General features: G+C 65.9%; 20 protein-coding genes and 2 tRNA genes. 12 read left to right on the forward strand and 10 right to left on the reverse strand.

Features of this window, described 5'->3' with window-relative positions; translation table 11 throughout:
• Positions 1 to 38: 38 nt before the first annotated feature.
• From Q368_RS0111405 to Q368_RS0111430, 6 genes are all read right to left on the reverse strand, one after another.
• Positions 39 to 113: transfer RNA gene (locus Q368_RS0111405), tRNA-Gly, on the reverse strand.
• Between the two features lie 13 nt (positions 114 to 126).
• Positions 127 to 201, reverse strand: a tRNA-Cys gene (locus tag Q368_RS0111410).
• 459 nt (positions 202 to 660) lie between these two features.
• Positions 661 to 1,116 (reverse strand): Hsp20/alpha crystallin family protein, encoded by a 456-nt coding sequence (locus tag Q368_RS0111415; protein WP_029459200.1) that lies wholly within the window; start codon positions 1,114 to 1,116, stop codon positions 661 to 663.
• Between the two features lie 78 nt (positions 1,117 to 1,194).
• Positions 1,195 to 2,826 (reverse strand): glycosyltransferase, encoded by a 1,632-nt coding sequence (locus Q368_RS0111420; RefSeq protein ID WP_029459201.1) that lies wholly within the window; start codon positions 2,824 to 2,826, stop codon positions 1,195 to 1,197.
• Between the two features lie 119 nt (positions 2,827 to 2,945).
• Positions 2,946 to 4,046 (reverse strand): serine hydrolase domain-containing protein, encoded by a 1,101-nt coding sequence (locus Q368_RS0111425; protein ID WP_029459202.1) that lies wholly within the window; start codon positions 4,044 to 4,046, stop codon positions 2,946 to 2,948.
• 15 nt (positions 4,047 to 4,061) lie between these two features.
• The gene (locus Q368_RS0111430) at positions 4,062 to 5,021 is read right to left on the reverse strand and encodes a YbgA family protein (protein ID WP_029459203.1); all 960 of its coding nucleotides are present in this window, start codon (positions 5,019 to 5,021) and stop codon (positions 4,062 to 4,064) included.
• Positions 5,022 to 5,235: 214 nt separating this feature from the next.
• Between Q368_RS0111430 and Q368_RS0111435 the strand changes: the two genes are divergently transcribed.
• The 12 genes from Q368_RS0111435 (at position 5,236) to Q368_RS0111490 (ending at position 18,339) form a co-directional block, all read left to right on the forward strand.
• Positions 5,236 to 5,871: an HAD family hydrolase gene (locus Q368_RS0111435; protein WP_029459204.1), complete on the forward strand. Its 636-nt coding sequence runs from the start codon at positions 5,236 to 5,238 to the stop codon at positions 5,869 to 5,871.
• Complete coding sequence (locus Q368_RS0111440; RefSeq protein ID WP_029459205.1) at positions 5,864 to 6,508, forward strand: phosphatidylserine decarboxylase family protein; 645 nt, start codon at positions 5,864 to 5,866, stop codon at positions 6,506 to 6,508. Before Q368_RS0111435 ends, Q368_RS0111440 begins: the two co-directional genes overlap by 8 nt.
• Positions 6,509 to 6,598: 90 nt before the next feature.
• Positions 6,599 to 7,396: a CDP-diacylglycerol--serine O-phosphatidyltransferase gene (pssA, locus tag Q368_RS0111445; protein WP_245611331.1), complete on the forward strand. Its 798-nt coding sequence runs from the start codon at positions 6,599 to 6,601 to the stop codon at positions 7,394 to 7,396.
• A gap of 126 nt (positions 7,397 to 7,522) precedes the next feature.
• Entirely contained in the window at positions 7,523 to 9,064 is a 1,542-nt protein-coding gene (locus Q368_RS0111450; RefSeq protein WP_029459207.1) for a 2-isopropylmalate synthase, read from the forward strand.
• The gene (leuC, locus tag Q368_RS0111455; protein ID WP_029459208.1) at positions 9,049 to 10,308 is read left to right on the forward strand and encodes a 3-isopropylmalate dehydratase large subunit; all 1,260 of its coding nucleotides are present in this window, start codon (positions 9,049 to 9,051) and stop codon (positions 10,306 to 10,308) included. Before Q368_RS0111450 ends, leuC begins: the two co-directional genes overlap by 16 nt.
• A gap of 102 nt (positions 10,309 to 10,410) precedes the next feature.
• Positions 10,411 to 10,908, forward strand: coding sequence for a 3-isopropylmalate dehydratase small subunit (locus Q368_RS0111460; protein ID WP_029459209.1), 498 nt, complete (start codon positions 10,411 to 10,413; stop codon positions 10,906 to 10,908).
• A 234-nt stretch (positions 10,909 to 11,142) separates the two neighbouring features.
• On the forward strand, positions 11,143 to 12,219 hold the full coding sequence (gene leuB, locus Q368_RS0111465; protein WP_029459210.1) for a 3-isopropylmalate dehydrogenase: 1,077 nt from the start codon (positions 11,143 to 11,145) through the stop codon (positions 12,217 to 12,219).
• A gap of 161 nt (positions 12,220 to 12,380) precedes the next feature.
• Complete coding sequence (locus Q368_RS0111470; protein WP_029459211.1) at positions 12,381 to 14,375, forward strand: ABC-F family ATP-binding cassette domain-containing protein; 1,995 nt, start codon at positions 12,381 to 12,383, stop codon at positions 14,373 to 14,375.
• Positions 14,372 to 14,788, forward strand: coding sequence for a (deoxy)nucleoside triphosphate pyrophosphohydrolase (locus tag Q368_RS0111475; protein WP_029459212.1), 417 nt, complete (start codon positions 14,372 to 14,374; stop codon positions 14,786 to 14,788). The genes Q368_RS0111470 and Q368_RS0111475 overlap by 4 nt, the downstream gene beginning before the upstream one ends.
• 268 nt (positions 14,789 to 15,056) lie before the next feature.
• The gene (metF, locus tag Q368_RS0111480) at positions 15,057 to 15,926 is read left to right on the forward strand and encodes a methylenetetrahydrofolate reductase [NAD(P)H] (RefSeq protein WP_029459213.1); all 870 of its coding nucleotides are present in this window, start codon (positions 15,057 to 15,059) and stop codon (positions 15,924 to 15,926) included.
• Positions 15,927 to 16,278: 352 nt separating this feature from the next.
• Complete coding sequence (locus tag Q368_RS0111485; RefSeq protein WP_029459214.1) at positions 16,279 to 17,310, forward strand: aspartate-semialdehyde dehydrogenase; 1,032 nt, start codon at positions 16,279 to 16,281, stop codon at positions 17,308 to 17,310.
• Between the two features lie 87 nt (positions 17,311 to 17,397).
• Positions 17,398 to 18,339: an aminotransferase class IV gene (locus tag Q368_RS0111490; protein ID WP_029459215.1), complete on the forward strand. Its 942-nt coding sequence runs from the start codon at positions 17,398 to 17,400 to the stop codon at positions 18,337 to 18,339.
• 128 nt (positions 18,340 to 18,467) lie between these two features.
• Here the strand turns inward: Q368_RS0111490 and Q368_RS0111495 are convergent, their stop codons facing one another.
• The 4 genes from Q368_RS0111495 to Q368_RS0111510 all read right to left on the reverse strand — a co-directional run bounded on the left by Q368_RS0111495 (position 18,468) and on the right by Q368_RS0111510 (position 23,494).
• Complete coding sequence (locus Q368_RS0111495; RefSeq protein WP_029459216.1) at positions 18,468 to 19,343, reverse strand: AraC family transcriptional regulator; 876 nt, start codon at positions 19,341 to 19,343, stop codon at positions 18,468 to 18,470.
• A gap of 90 nt (positions 19,344 to 19,433) precedes the next feature.
• A complete protein-coding gene (gene divK, locus Q368_RS0111500; RefSeq protein ID WP_029459217.1) occupies positions 19,434 to 19,790 on the reverse strand; it encodes a DVU0259 family response regulator domain-containing protein in 357 nt (118 codons plus the stop codon).
• 239 nt (positions 19,791 to 20,029) lie between these two features.
• A complete protein-coding gene (locus Q368_RS0111505; RefSeq protein WP_052360121.1) occupies positions 20,030 to 22,402 on the reverse strand; it encodes an ATP-binding protein in 2,373 nt (790 codons plus the stop codon).
• Positions 22,403 to 22,429: 27 nt separating this feature from the next.
• Positions 22,430 to 23,494, reverse strand: a complete 1,065-nt coding sequence (locus tag Q368_RS0111510) for a TOBE domain-containing protein (protein WP_245611332.1) — start codon at positions 23,492 to 23,494, stop codon at positions 22,430 to 22,432.
• Between the last annotated feature and the right edge of the window lie 253 nt (positions 23,495 to 23,747).

Here is a 23,747-nt window from a genome sequence, read left to right on the forward strand (position 1 = left end):
AAAAAGGCCGGCTTTGGGGCCGGCCTTCGATTGTTCGGTGGAGCGGGAAACGGGATTTGAACCCGCGACTTCAACCTTGGCAAGGTTGCACTCTACCACTGAGTTATTCCCGCTCAGGATCGGCTGTGGAGGCGGCATCCGGATTTGAACCGGAGAATGGAGGTTTTGCAGACCTCTGCCTTACCACTTGGCTATGCCGCCTCGTTTCAAGGACCCGTCTAGTTACTTGCGCCCGGCCCGGTTGTCAATCAATTTCTTTCACTTTTTTCCGTCCGGTCCGGAGCGGCGGGGCGGCCGCCGTTGCCGAGGGGCATAACTGCCAAATCAGCGGGCCGTCGTCAACAAGGAATTTGCGGAGAAATGAATAAATTTTGTAATATATTGATTTTATAATTGTTTTTGAATCGCTTGTCCGGCCTTGCGACCGTGCCGAAACGGGGTTGGCCCGGTGGAGGGCACGGGAGGTCGACCCGCAGGCAGAGGGCAAGAGAAACGGGGTCGCCGCGCCGGCCGGCCGTGTCGGCTGTGGCGCGTGCCTGCCCGTACCGTGCCGCGTGGCCGGATGCGACGGCCGGCCCCGGATTGGGCGAAAAAAAACCGGGAGCGCCTGCACGGGCGCTCCCGGTCGGTGGGATGCGGCGATACGCCGCGGAAGGGAAGCTAGCTTTCGATGGTGATCTTCCTGGCGGCCTCGGCCGCGTCGCGGGGCAGGGTCACGACAAGCACGCCCTTGTCGAAGCGGGCCTTGGCCTCGGCCTCGCGCACCTTGCCCGGCAGCGGGATCACGCGGGAAAACGCGCCGTAGGACCGCTCGATGCGATGGTAATCGTCCTTTTTTTCCTCGTCGGCGAACTTCTTTTCGCCGCGAAGGACCAGAGCGTCGTTTTCCACGGAAAGTTCCACATCGCCCGGTTCAAGTCCCGGCAGTTCCGCCTTGACCGTGACCACGCCATCGGCTTCGCTGACGTCCACGGCCGGATACTCCATGTCCTTGAAAAGGGCGGGCAGCGCGCCGAAAGGCTCGCGCCAGAAATCCTCCATCAGGTCGGCCATGCTCGCCGGCCGCCTGGCCGCCACGGACTTTTCCCGCAGGCGCGGCAAAAGACTCCTGAACATATCCAACCTCCTCATCGGTGGTTTCGTATGCTCAAATAATTGACACGAACGGCGCCGTGTCAAGGGGAGGGCCGGCGCTTACGTCCCTTCGTGCAGGCTCATGGCGTCGAGGCGCTCCAGCTCCTCGCGGCGGTCGAACCATTTGTAGGAGAACTTCACGTCGTTGCCGATGATGCTGCCCTGGCTCGCCATGGAAAGCCGACTGCGCGCGGAGGTGCCCGAGCCCTGGCGGTGCACGCAGGTCACCGTGCCGCAGTAGAAGACTTTCCAGCCGGCCAGGCACAGTTGCAGGTCGTGGTCGGTGTCGTCGATCTGCGAGGGCGAGTAGCGGATGTCGAAGGCGGGCGCGTCGGCCAGGGAGGCCGTGCGCAACAGGTGCTGGCAACCCATGACCACGCGCGTTTCGCGCACCACGTCGTACAGCCCGGTGTCGTACTGGTCCGGGGGCGTGGGCAGGCTGACACGGATCACCTCGGGGTGGGCGATGGCTACGTGGCGGTAGAGGTATTGCAGCAGGGGAAAGCGGCCGGGAAAGACGACCTTGCAGCCCACGTTGCCGATGCGCGGGTCGCGCTCGGCCACGGTGAGCAGGTGGGCCAGCCAGTCGGGCTGGACGTAGACGTCGTCGTCGAGGAAGGCCACGTATTCGCATTCCCGGGTGGCGGGCTGGGCCAGCAGCCAGTTGCGCGCCGCGGGCGCGCCCACGTTGACCGGGAGGCTTATGATCTCCACCTCGTTTTCCGGGAAAAGTTCCTTGGCCCGTCTGGCGACGACCAGACTGTCGTCGGTGCAGCCATTGAGGAGAATCTTGATGCGCGCCGGGCCGATGGCGCTGCCGCGCAGGCTCGTAAGCGTCTCGCCGAGAACTTGCGCCTTGTTGAAGCTGTAGAGGTAGACGGCCACGTCCTTGCGCTCCACGAGCCCGGGATCGGGGCGAAAGGGCGCGGCGAGTTCTTCGCGGCGCAGCCGGTACGGCCGCCCGAAGGGGTCGAGGGCGATGGCCCTGTCGTAAAGGGCCAGGGCCGTTTCCGTATCCCCGGCGCGGCGGTGCAGTTCGGCGGCCAGCCCCAGGGTGACGGGGTCGTCGGCGAGGGGCTTGACGCTTTCCCACAGCGCAAGGGCGGCGTCGTCGTCGCCCATGCCGGCGTGGTGGTCGAAAAGGCGCCTGGCCCACAGGGGCGAGAGCACCTTGGGGCAGCGGAAGCCCCCCAGGGCGGGGCTCGGCGGCCGGCCCTCGTGAAAATCGACGGCGAGCAGCAGGTCGGCGTAGCGCACGGCCATGGGGTTTCGCGCCAGCACCTTTTCGCAGATGGCGCGGATGTCCTCGGCCTGGTACCTGACCGAAGCCTTGCGCAGCTGGTTGAAGATCTCCGGCTCCACGTGCGTTGCTTCGAGCACCTTGACGATGGTCTGCACGCCGGGCGCGACGCCGGAGCTTGCGCCAAGCCCCAGGATGGCCGGATCGAACGTGGCCAGGCGCACGGCCGAACGGATGGCGTGCGTAAGCAGCCGGTGCGCGTCTTCGGGCAGAGTGGGCAGGTTCGAGGCGTTGTCCTCGAGGATGCGGTTGACGAAGGTGACCGCCAGGGGGAGGTCGATGGCGAACGCGTCGAGATAATTGCGGAAGTAGCGGCAGGCCTTGTCCAGGGGCAGGGCGTCGAGGTCCCAGCCGATGCCGGCGGCTTTTTGTGGTTTGTCGGACGCGGCCATGCGGTTCCTCCGGTTGGGGCGTTGGGGCCGGAGCGCGGTGGAGCGGGACGCGCCGGCCGGCGTTTGGGAATTGTGTCGCGCGGCCTGCCCGATGCAAATCCGATTCCATCCGGCCCGGGTCAGGGCTGGCGCTTGCCCGAGACGAGTTCCAGGAGCTTCCAGCCCTCGTCGGAGAAGTCGCCTTCGGTGTCGGACAGAAACACCACGCCGGCCCCGTCCTCGGGCGAAAGCAGCACCAGCGCGAAATAGCCCCCGGAGCGGCCGGCGTGGAGCACGTACTCCTTGCCGCCGAAGTTCATGATGTTCCAGAAGAGGCCGATGTAGAGCGTGGGAATGGACGAGACGTGCTTGCGCGGCAGTTGGGCCAGCTTCATGGCCGGCAAAAGCGGCGAGGGCAGGATGCCGAGGTTGGCCGCGGCGTAGGTGAGCATGTCTTCGGCCGTGGAGCGGAAGGCCCCGGCTCCTTCGAGCCCGGTCACGTCCCAGTTGGGCAGCAGGCTGCCGTCTGCGGCATGGGCCCGGGTCATGCGCGCGGCCTGGTCGGGGCTTAGGGTAATCGTTGTGTCGCGCAGGAAAAGTGGCGCGCACAGGCGCGTTTTGACGAGCGTTTCGTAGTCCGTGTCCCACAGCCGCGCGAGCAGCATGCCCAGGGCGCCGGCGGCGGTGTTGCTGTAATAGAAGTTCTGGCCGACGGGCGCGATCGGCTTGGCCGTGCGCAGGTAGTCCAGGAGCAGGGCGGTGGAATAACCGGCCATGGGATTGCGCGGGTCCTTGGAGGGCAGGTTGGACGGCGTTTCGGGCAGGCCCGAGGTGTGGGTGGCGAGGTCGAGCAGGCTCACCCAGAAAAGCGGCGAGTCCTTGGCGATGACGTCCTGGGGCAGATAGAGCCGCATGGGGTCGGTGACGCGCACGCGCCCCGCCATGATTGCCTGCGCCAGCATCTGGCCGGTGAAGGTCTTGGTGATGGAGCCGAGCTCGAACAGCGTGCGCCCGTCCGGGGGCGGGTCGTTTTTGCCCTCGCCGAAATGCCCGAAGCCGTAGACCGCCCGTCCCTGGGGGCTGACGAAGCCTACCACCAGGCCGTGGACACGGCCGGACGCCGTCAATTTGCCGACGACTTGCGCCGTGGCCTGGGCGCTCGGCAGGGCCCTGGGCCGCGCCGCCGCGGCCGAGGCGGGAAGGCAGGCGAGCAGGAGCAGGGCGACAAACAGGATGCGCATGCGGTGTTTCCGGGGTTAGACGTGATTGCGCAGTTTGAGCTCCACGGGATGGGGATGGAGGTATGCCTGGGCCAGGAGATAGTCCACCTGGAACTTGCGCGCGTAATGGGCGCAAAGGGTCACGGGCACGACCAGGGGCACGAGGCCCGTGCGGTAGTCGCGGATGACGGCCTGCAACTCCGCCTTGTCGTCCGCGTCGAGGAACTTCTTGAAATAGCCGGCGATGTGCTCGAGCACGTTGGCGTGCTTGGCCGGGGTCGCGGGCAGGCTCAAGGTGCGCATGAGCACGGTCTCGTAGGATGCGCGCAGGGCGTCGGCGGGCCAGTTCTTCGCTTCGGCCGTGAGCCTGCCGAGCTGGCGGGCCATCTCCGGACTGTGCGACATGAGCAGCAGCTTGTTGGTCGCGGTGAAGGCGACGAGCCGGGCGGGAAGGCCCGTGCGGCCGTCGCCGGCAAGGGTCGCGCGCCAGCGGTCGAGGGTGAAGATGCGCTCGATGAAGTTTTCCCGCAGCCGGTCGTCGTGCAGGCGGCCCTCTTCCTCAACGGGGAGCAGGGGGAAGGCGTCCATGAAGACCCGTGCGAAAAGGCCGGTGCCGCGCGGGGCCGGCGTGCCCTTTTCGCCGTAGACTTTCACCCGGGCCATGCCGCTCGACGGGGATTTGGCCTTGAAAATGAAGCCGCGGAGATCTTCGCCTCCGAGTTCGCGCACCCGGCGCAAGGCCCAGACGCGCATGCGCTCCGTGAGGTCCACGCCCGATTTTATCGTCACCAGGCGTGGGGCCTCGGGATCGCCGACAAGGCGCATGGCCTCGCGCGGCACGCCCAGGCCGCACTCCACCTCCGGGCACACGGGGACGAACTCGAAGAATTTCCCCAGTGTTTCCACGACGTATGCATCGCGTTTGTGCCCGCCGTCGTAGCGCACGTTCTGCCCGAGCAGGCAGGCGCTCACCCCCACACGGATCGTCTCCGCCATTATTCCCTCCCTCTCCCCCCACCCCCTTCGAGGGGGTCCGGGGGGGAATCATTCCCCCCGGCGGGGCCCGGGGCAGCGCCCCGGTCTTCTCTCCTCTTCCCTTCCCCTCCGCGCTTGCTTGGCGCGGGGGAACCGGCTAAAGGCGAACTGGCCTTCGGGCAGTTTACGGGGTTTGGCCCGGCATGGGAAGCGAACGGAGGCTTTCTTGAATCATGTGCTGGAGGGGCTTTGCCGCCCCACGACCATATTTTTCGATTTCGGCGGCGTGCTGGCCGAGGAGGGCTTTCGCGCGGCCTTGCTCGCCATCGCCCGGGAGACCGGCCGCGATCCTGACGTGCTCGAACCGCTGGCCTACGAGATGGCCTGGAGCACGGGCTTCGTGGTCGGCGGCTGCGACGAGGCCGGCTTCTGGCGGGCGTTTCGCGAGGCCACGGGCATCACGGCCGACGACGCGTGGCTGACGGAAACGGTGCTGTCGCGTTTCACCCTGCGGCCGCGCATGTTCGCCCTGGCCGACGCCGCACGGGCCGCCGGCATCCGGACCGCGATTTTAAGCGACCAGACCGAGTGGCTGGGCCGCCTCGACGCCCGCCACGGCATTTTTTCCCATTTCGACGCGGTGTTCAACAGCTACCACCACGGCGTGAGCAAGCGCGACGCCGCCTTTTTCGAGCTGGCGCTCGCCGCCATGGGGGCCAAGGCCGAGACGTCGCTTTTCATCGACGATGCGCCGCGCAACGTGGAACTGGCCGCGTCGCTTGGCTTTTCCACCATCCTTTACCGCGACGAGGCCGGTTTCTTCCGTGATTTCGCCGATGTCTGTCCGACCCTTGGAGTCCCGCGTGTATAATCCCCTCTTCGGTCTGGCCCGCGACGGCCTGCCCATCATTGGCCTGTGCGCCCTGGCGACCCTTGTCGCGGCGCTTTTGCGCTGGCCCGTTCCCGCCGTGGCGCTGCTTCTGCTCACGGCGTTTTGCCTCAATTTTTTTCGCGACCCGGACCGTGCCGCACCGACCGGCCCCGGCATCGCCGTGGCCCCGGCCGACGGCGTGGTCTGCAAGATGGGCGAGGCGGCCGATCCCCTGACCGGCGAGATGCGGCAGGTGGTGTGCATCTTCATGAACGTGTTCAACGTCCACGTGAACCGCGCGGTCGTTGACGGTACGGTGACGGAAGTGCGCTACATCCCGGGAAAATTTTTCAATGCCTCCTTCGACAAGGCCTCCACGGACAACGAGCGCAACGTCCTTGGCCTGCGCGGCGCCGACGGCGGGCAGTGGTCCGTGGTGCAGATCGCGGGGCTGATCGCGCGGCGCATCGTGTGCAAGGCCGCGCCCGGCGACAGCCTCAAGCGCGGCGAGCGCTACGGCATGATCAAGTTCGGCTCGCGGCTTGACGTCTATTTGCCGCGTGGTTATCATCCGGCCGTCACAATGGGGCAGAAGACCATGGCGGGCGTCACCGTCCTGGCGCAAAAGGACGACTGAAGCCGCACCCCATTTCAAAAATACGGCTGTATTTTTGAAGGAAAATTGTCGAGCCCGGTGTCCCGGCAATGCGGGAAACGCATTGCGAGGATGCCGGTCCTGAAGCCGGACCCGATGGAAGAAGAGCAGATCAGCAAAAGCAAAGCGCGCAGGAGCGTCTACATCCTGCCCAACCTGTTTACCATGGCGAGCCTTTTCGCCGGGTTTCTGGGCGCGCTTTGGGCCATCGAGGGCCGTTTCGACATGACCTGCCTGGCCATCCTTTTTTCCTGCCTCTTCGACGGCCTCGACGGCAAGGTCGCCCGGCTCACGGGCACCAGCAGCGATTTCGGCGTCCAGTTCGATTCGCTCTCCGATCTCGTGGCCTTCGGCGTCACCCCGGCGATCATGGTCTACCAGTGGCAGCTCGCCCCCTTCGGCCGCCTGGGCATCCTGGCTTCGTTCATGCTCGTGGCCTGCGGGGCGCTTCGGCTCGCGCGCTTCAACGTCATGTCCGGCAAGACCGTGACCTCCAAGAAGTTCTTCGTCGGCCTGCCCATCCCGGCAGCCGGCTGCATGCTCGCGCTTTTCTACATGTTCGAGCGCTACCTGCCCGCCGAAATCGCCGCCGTGGTCATGCCCAAGGCCTGCCTCGCCCTCGTCTACGCCCTGTCCTTCCTCATGGTCAGCCGCGTGCGCTACGCCTCCTTCAAGGAATTCGGGCTGGTCAAGGCCCACCCCTTCAGCGCCATGGTCACGGCCATGCTCCTCTTCGTCGTGGTGGCCTCCGAGCCCTGGCTCATGGGCTTCCTGCTCTTCTCCGCCTACCTCCTCTCCGGTCCCTTCTACACCTTCTTCGTTCTGCCGCGCCGCGCCAAGCTACGGGAGCCCCTCCAGGAGCTCTCATAATACCGTCATTCCCTTTCTGACATCGCTTGTCATCGTCCGGGGCCTCGGCTAACCAACATTCGCTGTTGCGCGCCGTCAGGCCGGCACATCCCGCGCCCGTTGCGGGACATTAAAGGGAGAATCTCCATGCCCGACGAAAACAGGGTATACATTTTTGACACCACGCTCCGGGACGGCGAACAGTCGCCCGGGGCCACCATGACCCGCGAGGAAAAAGTCCGCATGGCCCGCCAGCTGGAAACGCTCGGCGTGGACGTGATCGAGGCCGGCTTTCCGGCCGCAAGCGTCGGCGACTTCGAAGCCGTGGCCGCCATCGCCGAAGCCGTGGAAAAACCCGTGGTCGCGGCCTTGTGTCGGGCGCTGCCCGCGGACATCGACCGAGGCTACGAGGCGATCAAAAACGCCAAACGCAAGCGCATCCACACTTTCCTCGCCACCTCGGCCCTGCACATGGAGCACAAGCTCGGCAAGACCCCGGCGCAGGTGCTGGAGATGGCCGAGGCGGCCGTGCGCCATGCCGTATCCAAAGGCGTCGAGGTCCAGTTTTCGGCCGAGGACGCCTCGCGCTCCGATCGCGAATTCCTGGTTGAAGTCTGCAACCGCGTGATCGCCGCGGGCGCGACCATCGTCAACATCCCCGATACCGTGGGCTACGCCCAGCCCGCCGAATTCGCGGACCTCATCCGCCACCTCCTGGCCACGGTCGCAGGCGCGGGCAACGTCACCTTCGCCGTGCACTGCCACAACGACCTCGGCCTCGGCGTGGCCAACACCCTGGCCGCGCTGCACGCCGGCGCGCGCCAGGCGGAAGTGACGCTCTCCGGCATCGGCGAGCGCGCCGGCAACGCGTCCCTCGAACAGGTGGTCATGGGCCTCGTCACCCGGCCCAACTACTACAACCTGACCACGGGCATCGTCACCGAGGAGCTTTTCCCCTCGTGCCGCCGCCTCTCCGGCATCATCGGCCAGCCCATACCGCCCTATGCGCCGATCATCGGCCGCAACGCCTTTGCCCACGAGTCCGGCATCCATCAGCACGGCGTGCTGAAGGACCGCCGTACCTATGAGATCATGACGGCCGAGCACATCGGCCGCAAGGGCGCGGTGGTCGTGCTCGGCAAGCACTCCGGCCGCCATGCCCTGGACGCCAAGGTCAAGGAACTCAACTACAAGCTCACCGATGACGAGCTCAAGATCGTCTTCGACGCGGTCAAGGAACTGGCCGACCGCAAGCAGAACATTCTCGACGAGGACATCGAGGCGCTCATCCTCGAAAAGGTGCTGCGCCGGCCCGACCACTACGCCTTGCAGTTCATCTCCGTGCACTGCGGCAACGTGGAACTCGCGCCCATGGCCGTGGTCAAGATGATCGTGGACGGCAAGGAAGTGCGCCAGTACGCCTCCGGCTCCGGCCCCGTGGACGCCTCCTTCAACGCCGTGTGCGAGGCCGTGGGCCGCAAGCCCGAGCTCGAGGAATTCCACATCAACGCCATCACCGGCGGCACCGACGCCCAGGGCGAAGTGACCGTGCGCGTGCGCGAAGGCGACGCCACCTCGGTCGGCCGCGGCGTCCACGACGACGTCATCATGGCGAGCACGCTCGCCTTCATCAACGCACTCAACCGGTTGGCCAAAAAGGAGGGAGACCGGATATGCCCGCAACTTTAGCCGAAAAAATCCTGCAGGCGCACAGCGACGAGACGGTCACCGGACCCGGGCAGATCGTGCGTTGCCGGTTGTCCCTGGTCCTGGCCAACGACATCACCGCGCCGCTGGCCATCAAGTCCTTCAAGAAGATGGGCGCGACCGCCGTTTTCGACAAGGATAAGGTGGCCATCGTGGCCGATCACTTCACGCCGAATAAGGACATCGCCTCGGCCGAGCAGGTCAAGGTCTGCCGCGAATTCGCCAAGGAAATGGGCATTACCCATTACTACGAGGGCGGCAACGTCGGCGTCGAGCACGCGCTCTTGCCCGAGCTCGGCCTCGTCGGCCCGGGCGACGTGGTCATCGGCGCGGACTCCCACACCTGCACCTACGGCGGCCTCGGCGCGTTCGCCACGGGCATGGGTTCGACCGACATCGCCGGCGGCATGGCCCTTGGCGAAACCTGGTTCAAGGTGCCGCCCACCATCCAGGTGGTGCTGACCGGCACGCTCGGCGAATTCGTCGGCGGCAAGGACCTCATGCTCGCGCTGATCGGGACCATCGGCGTCTCCGGCGCGCTCTACAAGGCCCTGGAATTCACCGGCCCCCTGGCGTCGGCACTCTCCATCGAGGGCCGCATGACCATGTCCAACATGGCCATCGAGGCCGGCGGCAAGGTCGGGCTTTTCCCCGTGGACGCCAAGACCCTGGAATACGCCGCCGCCCATGGCCGCAAGGGCGACGTGGCGCTCGCCGCCGACGCCGGCGCGACCTACGAGCGCGTCGTGACCATCGACGCCACGGGCATGGAGCCGCAAATCGCCTGCCCGCACCTGCCGGACAACGTCAAGCCCGTGTCCGCGGTCGCCGGCCTGCGCGTGGACCAGGCCGTCATCGGCTCCTGCACCAACGGCCGCATCGAGGACCTGCGTCAGGCCGCTGCGGTGCTCAAGGGCAAAAAGGTCAGCAAGGACGTGCGCTGCATCGTCCTGCCCGCGACCCCGGCCATCTGGCGGCAGGCGCTGGCCGAAGGGCTCATCGAGACCTTCATGGATTCCGGCTGCATCGTCGGCCCGGCCACCTGCGGGCCGTGCCTGGGCGGGCATATGGGCATCCTGGCCGGCGGCGAGCGCGCCATCGCCACCACCAACCGCAACTTCAAGGGCCGCATGGGCAGCCTCGAAAGCGAAGTCTACCTCTCCGGCCCCGCCGCCGCGGCGGCTGCGGCCATCGCCGGCGAGATCATCGACCCGGCGAAGGTGTAAGGAAGAGGGAAGAGGAAGATGCCTCCGGCGGCCGGGGGGCATGATGCCCCCCGGACCCCCTCGATGGGGGGGGATTCCCCAGCGACGAAGGAGAGAAATATAATGTTCCATGGCAAAGCGCACAAAGTCGGGGCGCATATCGACACCGACGCGATCATTCCCGCCCGGTTCCTGGTCACCACCGACGTGGCCGAACTCGGGGCCAACTGCATGGAAGGCCTGGAGCCCGGCTGGATCAAGCGGGTGCAGAAGGGCGACCTCATGGTCGCCGGCGAGAACTTCGGCTGCGGTTCCTCGCGCGAGCACGCGCCCGTCGCCATCCTCGGCGCGGGCATTCCCGTGGTCATCGCCCACAGCTTCGCCCGCATCTTCTACCGCAACGGCTTCAACATGGGCCTCGTGCTGCTGGAGATCGGCGACGACGTGAGCAAGATCAGCGACGGCGACGAACTGAACGTCGACGCCGACACCGGCGTCATCGAAAACCTGACCACGGGCGCGAAAATCCAGTGCAAGCCCGTGCCGACCTTCATGAAGGGCATCCTCGACAAGGGGGGGCTCATTCCCTACGTCAAGGATAGGCTGGCCGTACGCGCGTAGCGCGGAAGAGGCAGAGGGAGAAGAGGAATGCCTCCGGCGGCCAGGAGGGGCCGGGGGCCCCTCCTGGACCACCCCGAAAGGGGGGGTGAAACCCGGAGGGTATTCTGAGTGATAGCAAATGAATGACTCGCCCCCTATGCCGGGGGTCCGGGGGGGATGATCCCCCCCGGCGGAGAGGGTCCGGGAGAGGCAGCGCCTCTCCCGGCCGCCGGAGGCATATCCCAAGGATATACCATGCGTTATAACATCTGTGTGATGCCGGGCGACGGGATCGGGCCGGAGATCGTGGCCGAGGCCATGAAGGTACTGGGGACGGTCGGCAAGAAGTACGGCCTGGAATTCGTTTTTACCGAAGCGCTGATCGGCGGCGCGGCCATCGACGCCACGGGCGGCCCCCTGCCCGAGGCCACGGTCGCGGCCTGCAAGGCGGCCGATGCCGTGCTGCTCGGCGCGGTCGGCGGCCCGCAGTGGGACACCCTCGATCCGTCCATCCGCCCGGAAAAGGGCCTGCTCGGCATCCGCAAGGCGCTCGGGCTGTTCGCCAACCTGCGCCCGGCCAGGCTCTTCCCCGAGCTTGCCGCCGCCTGCTGCCTGCGCCCGGACATCGTGGGCAAGGGCCTCGACGTCATGGTCGTGCGCGAGCTCACGGGCGGGGCCTATTTCGGCGAACCGCGCGGCATCGAGGAGCGTGGCGGCGAGAAGGTCGGCTTCAACACCATGGTCTACGCCGAGCACGAGGTGCGCCGCATCGCCAAGGTCGGCTTCGAAACCGCGAAAAAGCGCCGCGGCAAGCTGTGCAGCGTGGACAAGGCCAACGTGCTCGACGTCTCGCGCCTGTGGCGCGCGGTGGTGCTGGAAGTGGCCAAGGACTACCCGGACGTGGAGCTTTCGCACATGTACGTGGACAACGCCGCCATGCAGCTCGTGCGCGATCCGTCCCAGTTCGACGTCATCGTGACCGAGAACCTCTTCGGCGACATCCTCTCCGACGAGGCCGCGGTCATCACCGGCTCCATCGGCATGCTGCCCTCGGCGTCGCTCGGCGCGGCCAACCCGGGCCTGTACGAGCCCATCCACGGTTCGGCCCCGGACATCGCGGGCCAGGACAAGGCCAATCCCCTGGCCACCATCCTGTCCGTGGCCATGATGCTCAAACATTCCTTCAATGAAATCGCTGCGGCGGACGCCATCGAGGCGGCCTGCGCCAAGGTGCTGGCCGAGGGCTACCGCACGGGCGACATCATGGAGCCGGGCAGGAATCTCGTCGGCTGCAAGGCCATGGGCGATCTCGTCGTGGCCCGGTTGGGTTAGGCAACCCCCTTTAATCACAAGGCCCGGCGAAACAGCTGCCGACTGCCGGCATTCACCGGCGGCGGGGGCTGGTTTTCCGGGCCTTTTTTGCGTATGCAGGCACGGCCGGACGGTCCCGCCCGGCAGTTCTTGTGCGGCCTGCGCCGCGCCCGATGGAAGTTATGGCCAAAGTCAGTCTGCAAAATCTCTCCAAGTCCTATGGCGGCCGCGACCTCTTCAAGGATTTTTCCCTGGAGATTCCCGGCGGCACGCGCCTGGCCGTGGTCGGCCAGAACGGCGCGGGCAAATCCACGCTTTTAAAACTCATCGCCGGCGTGTCCGAACCCGACGGCGGCAAGGTGTCGCTCTCGACCGGCGCGCGCCTGGGCTACGTCGCCCAGGACATGGACGAGGCCGACCTCGGCATGACGCTTTTAGCCTGGGTCATGGCCGCCTTGCCGTCCTGGAAGGAGTTCTGGGCGCGCTACGACGCGGCCGTCGCCGCCGGCGACAAGCCCGCCATGGAGGCGCTGGCCCACGAACAGGCGAGCCTCGAACACGCGCTGGGCTACAACCCCGAGCACCGGGCCAAGACGATCCTCACGGGCCTGGGCTTCGAGGAAAAGCACCAGGGCGCGCCCCTTGCCGCGCTTTCCGGCGGCTGGCGCGAGCGGGCCAAGCTCGCCAGGGTGCTTACGGCCGGGGCCGACGTGCTGCTCCTCGACGAGCCCACCAACCACCTGGACCTTGACGCCGTGTCCTGGCTCGAATCCTTTTTGTGCAATTTCCCCGGTGTGCTGGTCTTCGTCGCCCACGACCGCGTCTTTCTCGACCGCGTGGCCACGCACACGCTCTTCATGGGCGACGTCAAGCCCATCTGGCGGCCCGGCTCCTTCACGCAGTTCCTCGCCTGGCGCGAGGAGATGGAAAAGCAGTGGGAGCGGCAGGCGGCGGCCATCGACAACAAGATCAAGCAGCACAACGCCTTCGTGGACCGCTTCCGCTACAAGGCGACCAAGGCGCGCCAGGCGCAAAGCAAACTGAAGAATGTTGACAAGCTCGAAAAGGAGATGGCGGCGCTCAAAAACGAGCGTCCGGACGTGCGCGCCAAGACGCTCAATTTCACGCTGCCCGAGCCCGAGAAGTCGGACAAGACCGTGTGCGCGGCGGCCGATCTTTCTTACTCCTATCCCGACCGCAAACCCCTCTGGCCGCCGCTGACCTTCCAGCTCTTTCGCGGCCAGAAAGTGGCGCTGGTCGGGCACAACGGCGCGGGCAAGACCACGCTTTTAAAGCTCGTGGTCGGCGCGCTCAAGCCCGCCTCGGGCCGGCTGCTGCTCGGCACAGGGGTCAAGCTCGGCTATTTCAGCCAGCACCAGACGGAGATCCTGCAATCAGACGCCCTGGTCATGTCCGAGATGAAGCGTATGGCCGGCCCCCGCGCCACGCACCTGGAAGTCTGCTCCATCCTGGGGCTGTTTCTTCTCGGCGAGGACTACTGGGAGCGTCGGGTGTCGGAACTCTCCGGCGGCGAGAAGTCGCGGCTGGTGCTGGCCGGCCTTTTTTCCGCGCGGGCCAATTTCCTCGTCCTCGACGAACCCACCAACCACCTGGACCTGGAGAGCCGCGAAGCCCTTGTGCGGGCGCTCGCGGAATACACCGGCACCATCCTCATGGTCGCCCACGACCGCTATCTGCTGCGCGAGGCGGCAGGGGAAGTCTGGGCCGTGGGCGAGGACGGCGTCACGGTCTACGACGAGGGGTTCGCCGCCTACGAGCAGGCGCAGGCCGCCCGCCAAAACGAGGCCGCCGCGACCTCCGGCGACGACGCCGGCGACGCCCCGTCCGCGCCGAAGCTCTCGCGCCAGGAGGACAAGGAACGCAAACGCCGCGTGGCCGAACAGCGCAACGCCCTCTACCGCGACATCAAGCCCAAGCGCGAGGCCTTCGACAAGCTCGAGGCCAGGCTTGAAGCGGTGCTGGCGCGCCAGTCCGAAGTGGAAGCTGTCATGGCCGAGCCGGAAACGTATGCCCAAAAGGAGCTCTTTTCCTCGCTCGGCAAGGAATACGGGGCCCTTGGCCACGAGGCCGAGGAACTGCTTGCCCGCATGGCGGTACTGGAAGAGGAACTCGCCGATTTGGAGGCCCGCCGGGCCGCATTGCTGGAGGCATCATGAAGTGTGCGCCGAAGATTGTGACTGTTGTGGCCGCCGTCATCTGGCGGGATGGAAAGTATCTGGGCGTCAAGCGCCCCCAGGGCAAGCCCATGGCCGGGCTGTACGAGTTCCCCGGCGGCAAGGTGGAGCCCGACGAATCGGTGCGCGCGGCGCTCGTGCGGGAACTGCGTGAGGAATTGGACATAACGCCTACCTCGATTGCCTTTTTCCAGGAAAAAGAGCATTCCTACGCGCATATTTCCGTGCACCTGCATTTCTTCCATGTCCGTGCCTTTGAGGGCGAACTGTCTCCGCGCGAGGGCCAGGAAATGGAATGGCTGACCCCCGAGGAGGGGAAGGACAGGCCTTTTCTTGAAGCGGACCAGGACATCGTGGCGCAGTTGGCCGTCACGGGCAGCGAAGTCATTCAGTAGAGAGTGCGGGTGCGGGTGATGGAGAGGGGGAGGAGGAAATGCCTCCGGCGGCCAGGAGGAGCCGAGGGGCCTCTCCTGGACCACCCCGAAAGGGGGGGCGTAATTCCTCCCACCAACACCGTCTGTCGCGTTGCCGCTACGTTTTGTCGCTATCCCCTTTGAAAGTTCTTCGGGGAAAGGGGGGCCGGGGGGGGGGGGACCCCCTTTTCAAAAAGGGGGTTCCCCCCCGGTCTTCGCTTCTTCTGCTCCTCCCCGGAAAGGAGACCGCGTGCGCATCAGAGACTTGATCGCGGCCAGGCGGCCGTTCGTTTCGCTGGAGTTTTTCCCGCCCAAGGAGCGCGAGGCCTGGGCCGGGTTCTTCGACGTGGTGGAGCGGCTGTTGCCGGTGCATCCGCTTTTCGTCTCCGTGACCTACGGGGCCGGCGGCAGCACCCATGCCCACACGCTGGAGATCGTGTCGCGCCTCAAGACCGCCTACGGCCTCGAGCCCATGGCCCATTTGACCTGCGTCGGGGCGAGCCGGGAGAAGATTCGCGGTTTCCTCGACGGATTGCGCGCGGCGGGCGTGGACAACGTGCTGGCGCTACGTGGCGACCCGCCCCGGGGACAGGAGAACTTCGTCCCGGATTCCGATGACTTCCGGCACGCTTCCGACCTCGTCGGCTTCATCCGCCGGGAATACCCCGGGCTGTGCCTGGGCGTGGCCGGCTATCCCGAGTGCCATCCCGAGGCGGTTTCGCCCGAGGCGGACCTGGATTTCCTGCGCCAAAAGCTCGCGTTGGGCGGCGACTTCGTGGTCACGCAGCTCTTTTTCGACAACGACTGTTATTTCCGCTTCGTGGAAAAAGTGCGGGCGCTTGGCATCGACGCGCCCATCGTGCCGGGCGTGCTGCCGGTCATGAGCCTGGCGAGCGTGAAGCGGCTGGTCGGCATGTGCGGCGCGACCCTGCCGTCGGCCTATCTGGCCGAGCTGGAGGCCGCGGACGCCTCGGGCGGCGCGGCGGCCGTGGCCAAGGCCGGCATCGCCTACGCCACGCGCCAGGCGAAGGATCTCCTCGCCCGCGGCGCGCCGGGCGTGCATCTCTACACGCTCAACAAGGCCGAGGCCGTGTTGTCCATTATTGCCGGGCTCGGGTGAGGGGAGGGGAGATGCCTCCGGCGGTCAGAAGGGGCCGAGGGCCCCTCCTGGACCACCCCGAAAGGGGCGGAGCGTGTGTTGCAGGGATACACGAAAATGGTTGTTCGGCTTTTCGATGGGGCTTTAAGGGGGAAGTCCCCCCCAATGATTTCAGTCTGTTACCGTTTGTGTATCCTCGCGACGCGGGATTGTGAATTTTTACAATAGCCTCATTTCATTTGATAAAAATCTGGCGTTTCCCCGGGGAATCGCCTAGACAGAGCTTTCCGTGACTTCCCCTTGCGGGAGGTCCAGGAGGGACAGTGTCCCTCCTGGACGCCGGAGGCGTCTTAATCACCTAATGGAGGACCATATGGCCAGGGGCGAATGGGTTGTGGCCGTGGCTGGGGCCACGGGAGCCGTGGGACGGGAGATGCTCAAGACCCTCGAACAGCGCGCGTTTCCGGCCAAGACCGTCAAGGCCTTGGCTTCCTCGCGCTCGGCGGGCACGACCGTGCCGTATGCCGATGGGGAGCTCACCGTCGAGGAGATGACCGAGGATTCCTTCAAGGGTGTGGACATCGCCCTCTTCTCCGCCGGCGGCGCCACCTCGAAAAAATTTGCGCCCTTCGCCGTCAAATCCGGCTGCGTGGTCATCGACAATTCGAGCGCTTGGCGCATGGACCCCGAGGTGCCGCTGGTGGTGCCCGAGGTCAATCCCGACGACGTGGACTGGCACAAGGGCATCATCGCCAACCCCAACTGCTCGACCATCCAGATGGTGGTGGCGCTCAAGCCCCTGCACGACGCGGCGAAGATCAAGCGCGTGGTCGTTTCCACGTACCAGGCCGTTTCCGGCACCGGGCAGAAGGCCATTGCCGAGCTCGAGACCCAGGTGCGCCAGCTGTTCAACATGCAGGACCCCGAGGCGAAGGTCTATCCCTACCAGATCGCCTTCAACTGCCTGCCGCAGATCGACGTTTTCTCCGACGGCGACTACACCTTCGAAGAAATCAAGATGATCAAGGAAACGAACAAGATCATGGGCGACGACTCGATCAAGGTCACGGCCACCACGGTGCGCGTGCCGGTTTTCTACAGCCACAGCGAGTCGGTCAACATCGAGACGGAGAAAAAGCTCACGGCCAAGGACGCCCGGGTCATCCTCTCCCAGGCTCCCGGGGTCACGGTCTACGACAACCCGTCCGAGAAGATCTATCCCATGCCCATCCACGCCGCGGGCGAGGACGACGTGTTCGTGGGGCGCATCCGCGAGGACAACACCATCGACAACGGGCTCAATCTCTGGATCGTGTCCGACAACATCCGCAAGGGCGCGGCGCTCAATGCCGTGCAGATCGCCGAGCTGCTCATCAGCCGCGACAAGGTGGGCGTGCCCGCCTGACGCGCATTTGACCGGACAGGAAAAATCGTGAATGGGGGAAACGTCCTTGGGGCGTTTCCCCCAACTGTTTTTCAAGGAGTTCAATCCATGCCCGATATTGTCGACGCCGACGCCTACGTCGCCCGGCTGCTCGCCACGCCGCGACCGGGCGGCGAAAACGTGCTGGCCTTCTACGAGCACCGCCTGGGCGTGATCTGCACGGACCCGCGGATGTTGCTCATTCCCCTGGACGACCACCTCGTCCACCGGGGCGACGGGGTGTTCGAGACTCTCAAGTACGTCGGCGGCAGGCTCTACCAGGTCGGCCCGCATTTCGAACGCATGGAGCGTTCGGCGGCCGCCATCTACCTGGCCCCGCCCTGTCCCTGGGACGCGGTCGCGGCCTTGACCCTGGACGTCTGCCGGGCCGGCGGTTCGGACACGGGCCTTGTGCGCGTCATCGTCGGGCGCGGCCCCGGCGGCTTCGGCATCGATCCGGCCGAGTGCCCGACGCCGAGCCTCACCATCGTCGCCTACCGTTTCCATCCCCGGCCGGCCGAGGCGTTCGCCAAGGGCGTCACCGCCTTTCGCACCTCCATCCCGGCCAAACAGAACTATCTGGCGCGCATCAAGTCCATCGACTACCTGCCCAACGTCCTCATGCGCCGCGAGGCAACCGAGCGCGGCGAGGACTATCCGGTCTGCTACGACGACAAGGGCTTCCTGGCCGAGGGCGCCACGGAAAACATCTGCCTCGTGGACGCGCAGGGCCGTTTCATCGTGCCGGAGCTCAACAACGCCCTTCGCGGCACGACGCTCATGCGCGCGGTGGAGCTGATCCAGGGCGAGATCGAAGTGGTCTTTGCCTCCGTGCGCGAAGAGGCCGTGGCCACGGCCAGGGAGATGATGATCCTTGGCACCACCAACGACTGCCTGAGCATCGTGCGCTACAACGGCGCAGCCGTGGGCGACGGCAAGCCCGGTCCGGTGTCGCGGATGATCAAGGAACGCATCGTGGCCGACATCGCGGCGAACGGGATGGTGATTTGAGGGGAGGAGAAGAAAGAGGGAAAGGGAAGATGCCTCCGGCGGCCGGGGGGGATAATCCCCCGGCCCCCTTGTAGGGGGGCGTTGGGAGAGACGCCCCGCAGGGGCGCAGATGGTGCGTGGCGGGAGGTTTACTGCCAGCCGGCGAGTTCCGGCAGATGGCGGGGGCTCGCCCCGAAGTAGCGCTTGAATTCCCTGTTGAACTGGGAAACGCTTTCGTAGCCCACCAGCCGCGCCGCGTCGCTCGAACGCAGGCCGCTTTCCACGAGCAGGCTCTTGGCCTTGTTGAGCCGCACCCGCTTGAGATACTGGATCGGCGACTGGGCGGTCACTTCCTTGAAGGCGCGGTGGAAGGCCGAGGGGCTCATGTTGACGACCTCGGCCAGCTGCTCCACGTTAAAGGACTGGTTGAAGTTCTCGTGGATCTGCCTGAGTGCCTTGTCGATGCGCGACAGCCCCGTGTTGTGCGCGGCCAGGGCATAGAGCGCCGCGGCGTTTTCCCCTTGCAGCACCCGGAAAAGCAGCTCCCGCACGAGTCCCCGCCCCAGCACGCGCGCCTCGTCGGGCGCGGCCAGCGCGCGCAGAAGCCGCGTCGTCGTGTCCTTGAATGCCGCGTCGGCCCGGGCCAGGTACAGGCCCTTTTGCGCGCAGCCCGGCCGCGGGGTCTCCCGCCGCTCTTCGAGCCGGCCGATGATGCCGCGCAGCATCTCCATGTCGATGTCCACGACCATGGACAGGAGCGGTTGGGCCGGGTCGACCACGGCCTCGCATTCCGCAGGCAGCGGCACGGACAGCACCAGGTAATGGTCCGGATCGTAGGCGTGGACCTTGCCGCCGAGATGGACCTTTTTCGAGCCCTGGCCGACGATGATGATGCCTTGGGCGTAGAGCAGGGGGACGCGCGCGATGTCGCGCGAAGTGCGGTGCAGGCGCACGCCGGGAAGTGGGGTCGGCGTGGCTCCTTCCTGTCGGCACAGGGCATCCATGAGTCGTGCGATTTCCGACATGCTGGCATGATACCCCGCTGCGCGGGGCATGTAAACGGGGCGGGAAGGAGCCGGGACCGGTCCCCGCCGGGACCGGTCCCGGGGCTTGCGCTATTCGCCGCAGGCCTTTTTGACGGCCGTGAGCACGGCCTCGGGCTCGAAGGGCTTGTGGATGGCGGCCACGGCCTTGCGGATGGCCATGTCATGGCCGGTCAGGCCGCTGATGACCACCACGGGGATGTTCTTGTACTCTTCCTTCTGGGAGAACTTCCGGTAGAAGCGCGGCCCCCATTCGTGGGGCATCTCCAGGTCCAGGGTGATGCAGTCCGGACGCTCGCGCTCGAGCACGTCCATGGCCGCGTCGCCGTCGGAAGCGCTGCACGTTTCAAAGCCATTGTCCCCAAGCAGCGTGACGAGATAGGAGACGATCTGCGGATCGTCATCCACCACCATGATTTTCTTGGCCATCTCCGTCTCCTTGGTGGGCGCGCGGCCGGCTGCGGACGCGGTCCCGATGCGGTTGATCGCGATGTACGCCATAGCCTTGCGGGAATGCCCGTTGCCTAGCACAGGGGCCCGCGCCCGGGAAAGGGCGCGACAACGGGTTTCCCTGTTCGGGCGTTACTCCGGCGCGTGCGCCGGTTTCCCTCTGCCGATTCTTACGTATAATGGTCTGAAATTATTTCCAAAACCATACACGTATCGTTTCATGCACGCAACTCCCCGGCTTCCTGGCCGTTTTCCGGGCGCACGCGGGGCAGGCGGATGATGAAGCGCGCCCCTTGCCCGGGATCGTTGACCGCCTCGATGCTGCCCCCGTAGTCCTTGATGATGCCGTAGCTGATGGAGAGTCCGAGCCCGGTGCCCTTGCCCACGGTCTTGGTGGTGAAAAAGGGCTCGAAGATCTTGTCCTGGATGTTCGGCGCGATGCCGCCGCCGGTGTCGGCGATTTCCACGGCCACGTCGTCGCCCGCGGCATGGACGCGCAGGGTCACGCGCTTGGCCGCGCCGGACCCGGCCGCCCCCGCGTGCTCCTCGATGGCGTCGCGGGCGTTTAAGAGCAGGTTCATGAACACCTGCTCCAGCCGGTTGCCCTCGGCCATGACCTTGGGCAGGTCCGGGTCGATTGCGCAGTCCACCTCGATGTTGCGCACCTTGAGCTGCTGGGTGAAGAGCTCGAGGGTGCGGGTGAGCACCTCGCCGAGGTCCACGGGTTCGATCACGAGGTCGGATTTGCGGCCGAATTCCCGCATGTGGTTGATGATGCGCGTGGCCCGGGCGATGTGGCGGCCGATGCCCTCGGCCATTTCCGTGAAGAGCTCGCGGGGTACGGCCGCGTCGCCCTTGGTCTTGCGCAACAGATAATCGGAAATGGTCTGGATGACGGTCATGGGCTGGTTGAGCTCGTGTGCGACGCTCGTCGCCATCTCGCCAAGCGTCGCCATCTTGCTTGCCTGGATGAGCTGCTGTTCGGTTTCCAGCCGCCGGGTGATGTCCGTGGCCGAGACCAGATAGACCTGGTTGCCCGGGAACGCGGCCGTGGAGATGCGCATGGAAACGTAGATGGCGTCGCCGTTTTGCCTGACGTGCCGCGCCCGGTCGATGGCGGCCTGTTCGCGGATGCGGCGTTCGCAGCCGGTGCGGTCGCGGTCGGCGAACAGTTCCGTGAAGCGTTTTCCCAGGAGCTCCTTCTCGCTGTAGCCGTAGACCGTAAGCGCCTTCTGGTTGCACTCGAGGATGGTGAGCGTTTCCTGGTCGAGGACGAACAGTGCCGTGGGAATGCAGCTGAAGATGCCGAGGTACTTGCGCCGCGAGCGTTCGAGCTCCTCTTCCAGGAACTTGCTCGAGGTGATGTCGAGGCTGATCTCCATGACGGCGTTCACATTGCCCGCGGCGTCGGTCATGGGCGCGGTGCTCACGAACAGGGCGCGCTTGGAGCCGTCCCTGGCCGTGGTCACCTCCTCGGTGACGTGGGGCAGGCCGTCCTCGAAGGTGCGGATCACCGGGCAGTTGGGACAGGGGGCGTCCAGGCCCTTGTAGGCCTTGTAGCAGTATTCGCCGGGGCGCGCGTGGAATTCCCCGGAGAAGAGCTGGTTGTAGCTGACCAGGCGCAGGTCGCGGTCCTGCACGGTGATGGTGCAGGGCACGTGTTCGAAGAGCTCCTGGTAGCGCTTCATCTGGCGGGCGAGTTCGGCCTGCTTGGAGAGCACCTCGCGGCCCATGGCGCCTATCGCCCGGCCGAGCTCCCCCATCTCGTCGCACTGGCGCATGTCGAGGCCCGCGAATCCCTCGCCCCGGGCGATGGAACGCGTGGCGCGCATCATCTTGCGCACGGGGTTGTTGACGAGCAGGTGCAGGCACAGAAAGAGGATGAGGAAAAGCGCCCCGGCGATGGCCAGGGCCATGAGGAAATTGATGCGACTGAAGCGTGACAGGTTGGCCAGCGGCCCCTCCAGGGAGACGACCATGTCGAGCAGGCCGAGGATCTCCTTGCCGGGCGCATGCACGTGGCAGGGATCGCCCGAGCAGGAGGTGTCGTTGCGGATGGGAAAGAGGATGCCGATGCATTTTTCGCCCGCGGCGTCGGTGAAGACGCGGGTGCGCTGCTTGATGTCCAGGCGCGATCGGGGCGGTTCCAGGCGGTGGCAGACGTAGCAGGCCTCTTGCTTGATGTCCGTGACCGCGCCGATTTCCGTGGTCTGGTTGGAGTACTTGATCTCGCCGCGCTTGTTGTAGACGCGGATGGAGCGGATGGCCCGCTGGGTGCCGATGTTGCGCACGATTTCCTGGGTGGCGTCGGGCGTGTAGGTCAGCATGGAATCGTGCAGCCCGAGGATGATGGTGGTGCCCAGGCGGTCGATGTCGGAAATCGTGTTTTCCATGGACAGGGCTTCCATGGCTTCCATGTTGAGCGAGGACCACAGGAAGAAGAAAAACATGAGCGCCGCGCCGGAGACAATGGCGAGCTTGGTGATGAGCGAACAGCGGATGCGCGCGAACAGCCCGCCGGCGCTCTGGGCGAAGTGCTCGAGCGGCGGTCGGGCCGCTGTCGCTCCCTGTGATGTTGTGCGCTTTCCCATGGTCCCTCCGACGGTTCCGGCCCGGGGTCAGGGCAGGCTGACCGTGATGGAAAACGCCCCGGTCATGGCCCAGACGGGTTCGCCCACCTCCAGGCGCATGTTGGCCAGACTTTCCGGGGTGACGACGGAGCAGACCCGGGCCCCGTCCTCGAGTTGCACCACCACCTCGGCCGTGTCCGCGCCGACCATGATGCGTTCGACCACGCCGTGAAAGCGGTTGGGGCCCGCGGCCGCGCCGCCGGCGTCGTCGCGGCTGAGGCGCGGCGGCCGGATGCGGGCCGTGACCGCGCTGCCGCGGCGCAGGCCCATGGCGCGCAGGTGGTCGTTGGAGAGCACCGAGACGAGCCTGTGCCCGCCGGGGGTCTCGACCTCGACCAGGGATTGCAGGTCGCCGGGGTTGATGGCCGCGATCTTGCCGGAAAAGACGTTGCGGTTGTCCTCGGTGGGATTTTTCTCCCGCTCGAGCAGGGCCAGGTCCAAGGCGGCGGTGTCCTCGCCGGAGAGCTCCAGGAAGGCGGCCGTGGAATTGGCGGTCAGGTGGCCGAGGCTGCGCTGGATGGCGACGAGGGGCACGCCGCCGCGCAAGAGCTCGATGCCGCGCGAGCGGCGCAGGGTGTTGGGGTTGGCCAGGTGGCGGGGCAGGCCGCATTCGGCCGCGCGTTCGTAGAGCACCCGGCGCACGTAGCCCTGGTCCAGGGCGAAGAGCGCGCCGCGCAGGGGGGCGTAGTCGGCGTCGCGCAGGATCTGGCCGAGCTCGGCGTGCAGCTCGTGGGGCATGTAGACCTCGCGCCAGGTCCGGGCCTCCTCGCCGCGCCCGCCCAGGCGGGCCTTGCGGGCGACGAGGTCGAAGTCCTCGTCGTCGCGCACGGCCAGTACTTCGCCGAGCTTGGCGCCGGTGTGGCGCAGCATCAGAAAGACCAGACGACAACGGTTTCGTGACATTCGCGAACGCTTGCCCCGGGCGTTGGCCACCCATGTGGCGAAGGCCTGATCGAGTTGGGCGAGCTGTTCCGTGGTCAGGAACTTGGTGGAAGCCGTGGGAACGCCGTCGCCAGAGGCGTCCAGTTTTTTATTTTTTATCAATGATTCCAAAATATTGTCCTCTATTCCCCGTTCCGGTGTGTCACGGATGGGTTTCGTGACTTCGGCATTTCGTGACAAACTCCGTGGTGCCGTCCGCAGGAAGTCAAAAAATCAGGTGACAAGTTTCACAAAACTCGCTAAGGACTAACCTCACGTATTGCATGCAAATCGTGATTATTTTTTGCGACGCTGTCAAGAACCATTTTTGAAGCGGGTTTTCCCTCCCGGATGCGTTCCCCCGGGGACGGCCGGCAAGGGCCGC

It is taken from the genome of Solidesulfovibrio alcoholivorans DSM 5433, assembly GCF_000702665.1.
Classification (GTDB): Bacteria; Desulfobacterota; Desulfovibrionia; order Desulfovibrionales; family Desulfovibrionaceae; genus Solidesulfovibrio; species Solidesulfovibrio alcoholivorans.

Coding starts and splice junctions, on each gene's coding strand:
- Q368_RS0111415 (WP_029459200.1), bottom strand. CDS start 1,116: ATGTTCAGGAGTCTTTTGCCGCGCCTGCGGGAAAAGTCCGTGGCGGCC.
- Q368_RS0111420 (WP_029459201.1), bottom strand. CDS start 2,826: ATGGCCGCGTCCGACAAACCACAAAAAGCCGCCGGCATCGGCTGGGAC.
- Q368_RS0111425 (WP_029459202.1), bottom strand. CDS start 4,046: ATGCGCATCCTGTTTGTCGCCCTGCTCCTGCTCGCCTGCCTTCCCGCC.
- Q368_RS0111430 (WP_029459203.1), bottom strand. CDS start 5,021: ATGGCGGAGACGATCCGTGTGGGGGTGAGCGCCTGCCTGCTCGGGCAG.
- pssA (WP_245611331.1), top strand. CDS start 6,599: ATGCCGGTCCTGAAGCCGGACCCGATGGAAGAAGAGCAGATCAGCAAA.
- Q368_RS0111450 (WP_029459207.1), top strand. CDS start 7,523: ATGCCCGACGAAAACAGGGTATACATTTTTGACACCACGCTCCGGGAC.
- leuC (WP_029459208.1), top strand. CDS start 9,049: ATGCCCGCAACTTTAGCCGAAAAAATCCTGCAGGCGCACAGCGACGAG.
- Q368_RS0111460 (WP_029459209.1), top strand. CDS start 10,411: ATGTTCCATGGCAAAGCGCACAAAGTCGGGGCGCATATCGACACCGAC.
- leuB (WP_029459210.1), top strand. CDS start 11,143: ATGCGTTATAACATCTGTGTGATGCCGGGCGACGGGATCGGGCCGGAG.
- Q368_RS0111470 (WP_029459211.1), top strand. CDS start 12,381: ATGGCCAAAGTCAGTCTGCAAAATCTCTCCAAGTCCTATGGCGGCCGC.
- Q368_RS0111475 (WP_029459212.1), top strand. CDS start 14,372: ATGAAGTGTGCGCCGAAGATTGTGACTGTTGTGGCCGCCGTCATCTGG.
- Q368_RS0111485 (WP_029459214.1), top strand. CDS start 16,279: ATGGCCAGGGGCGAATGGGTTGTGGCCGTGGCTGGGGCCACGGGAGCC.
- Q368_RS0111490 (WP_029459215.1), top strand. CDS start 17,398: ATGCCCGATATTGTCGACGCCGACGCCTACGTCGCCCGGCTGCTCGCC.
- Q368_RS0111495 (WP_029459216.1), bottom strand. CDS start 19,343: ATGTCGGAAATCGCACGACTCATGGATGCCCTGTGCCGACAGGAAGGA.
- divK (WP_029459217.1), bottom strand. CDS start 19,790: ATGGCCAAGAAAATCATGGTGGTGGATGACGATCCGCAGATCGTCTCC.
- Q368_RS0111505 (WP_052360121.1), bottom strand. CDS start 22,402: ATGGGAAAGCGCACAACATCACAGGGAGCGACAGCGGCCCGACCGCCG.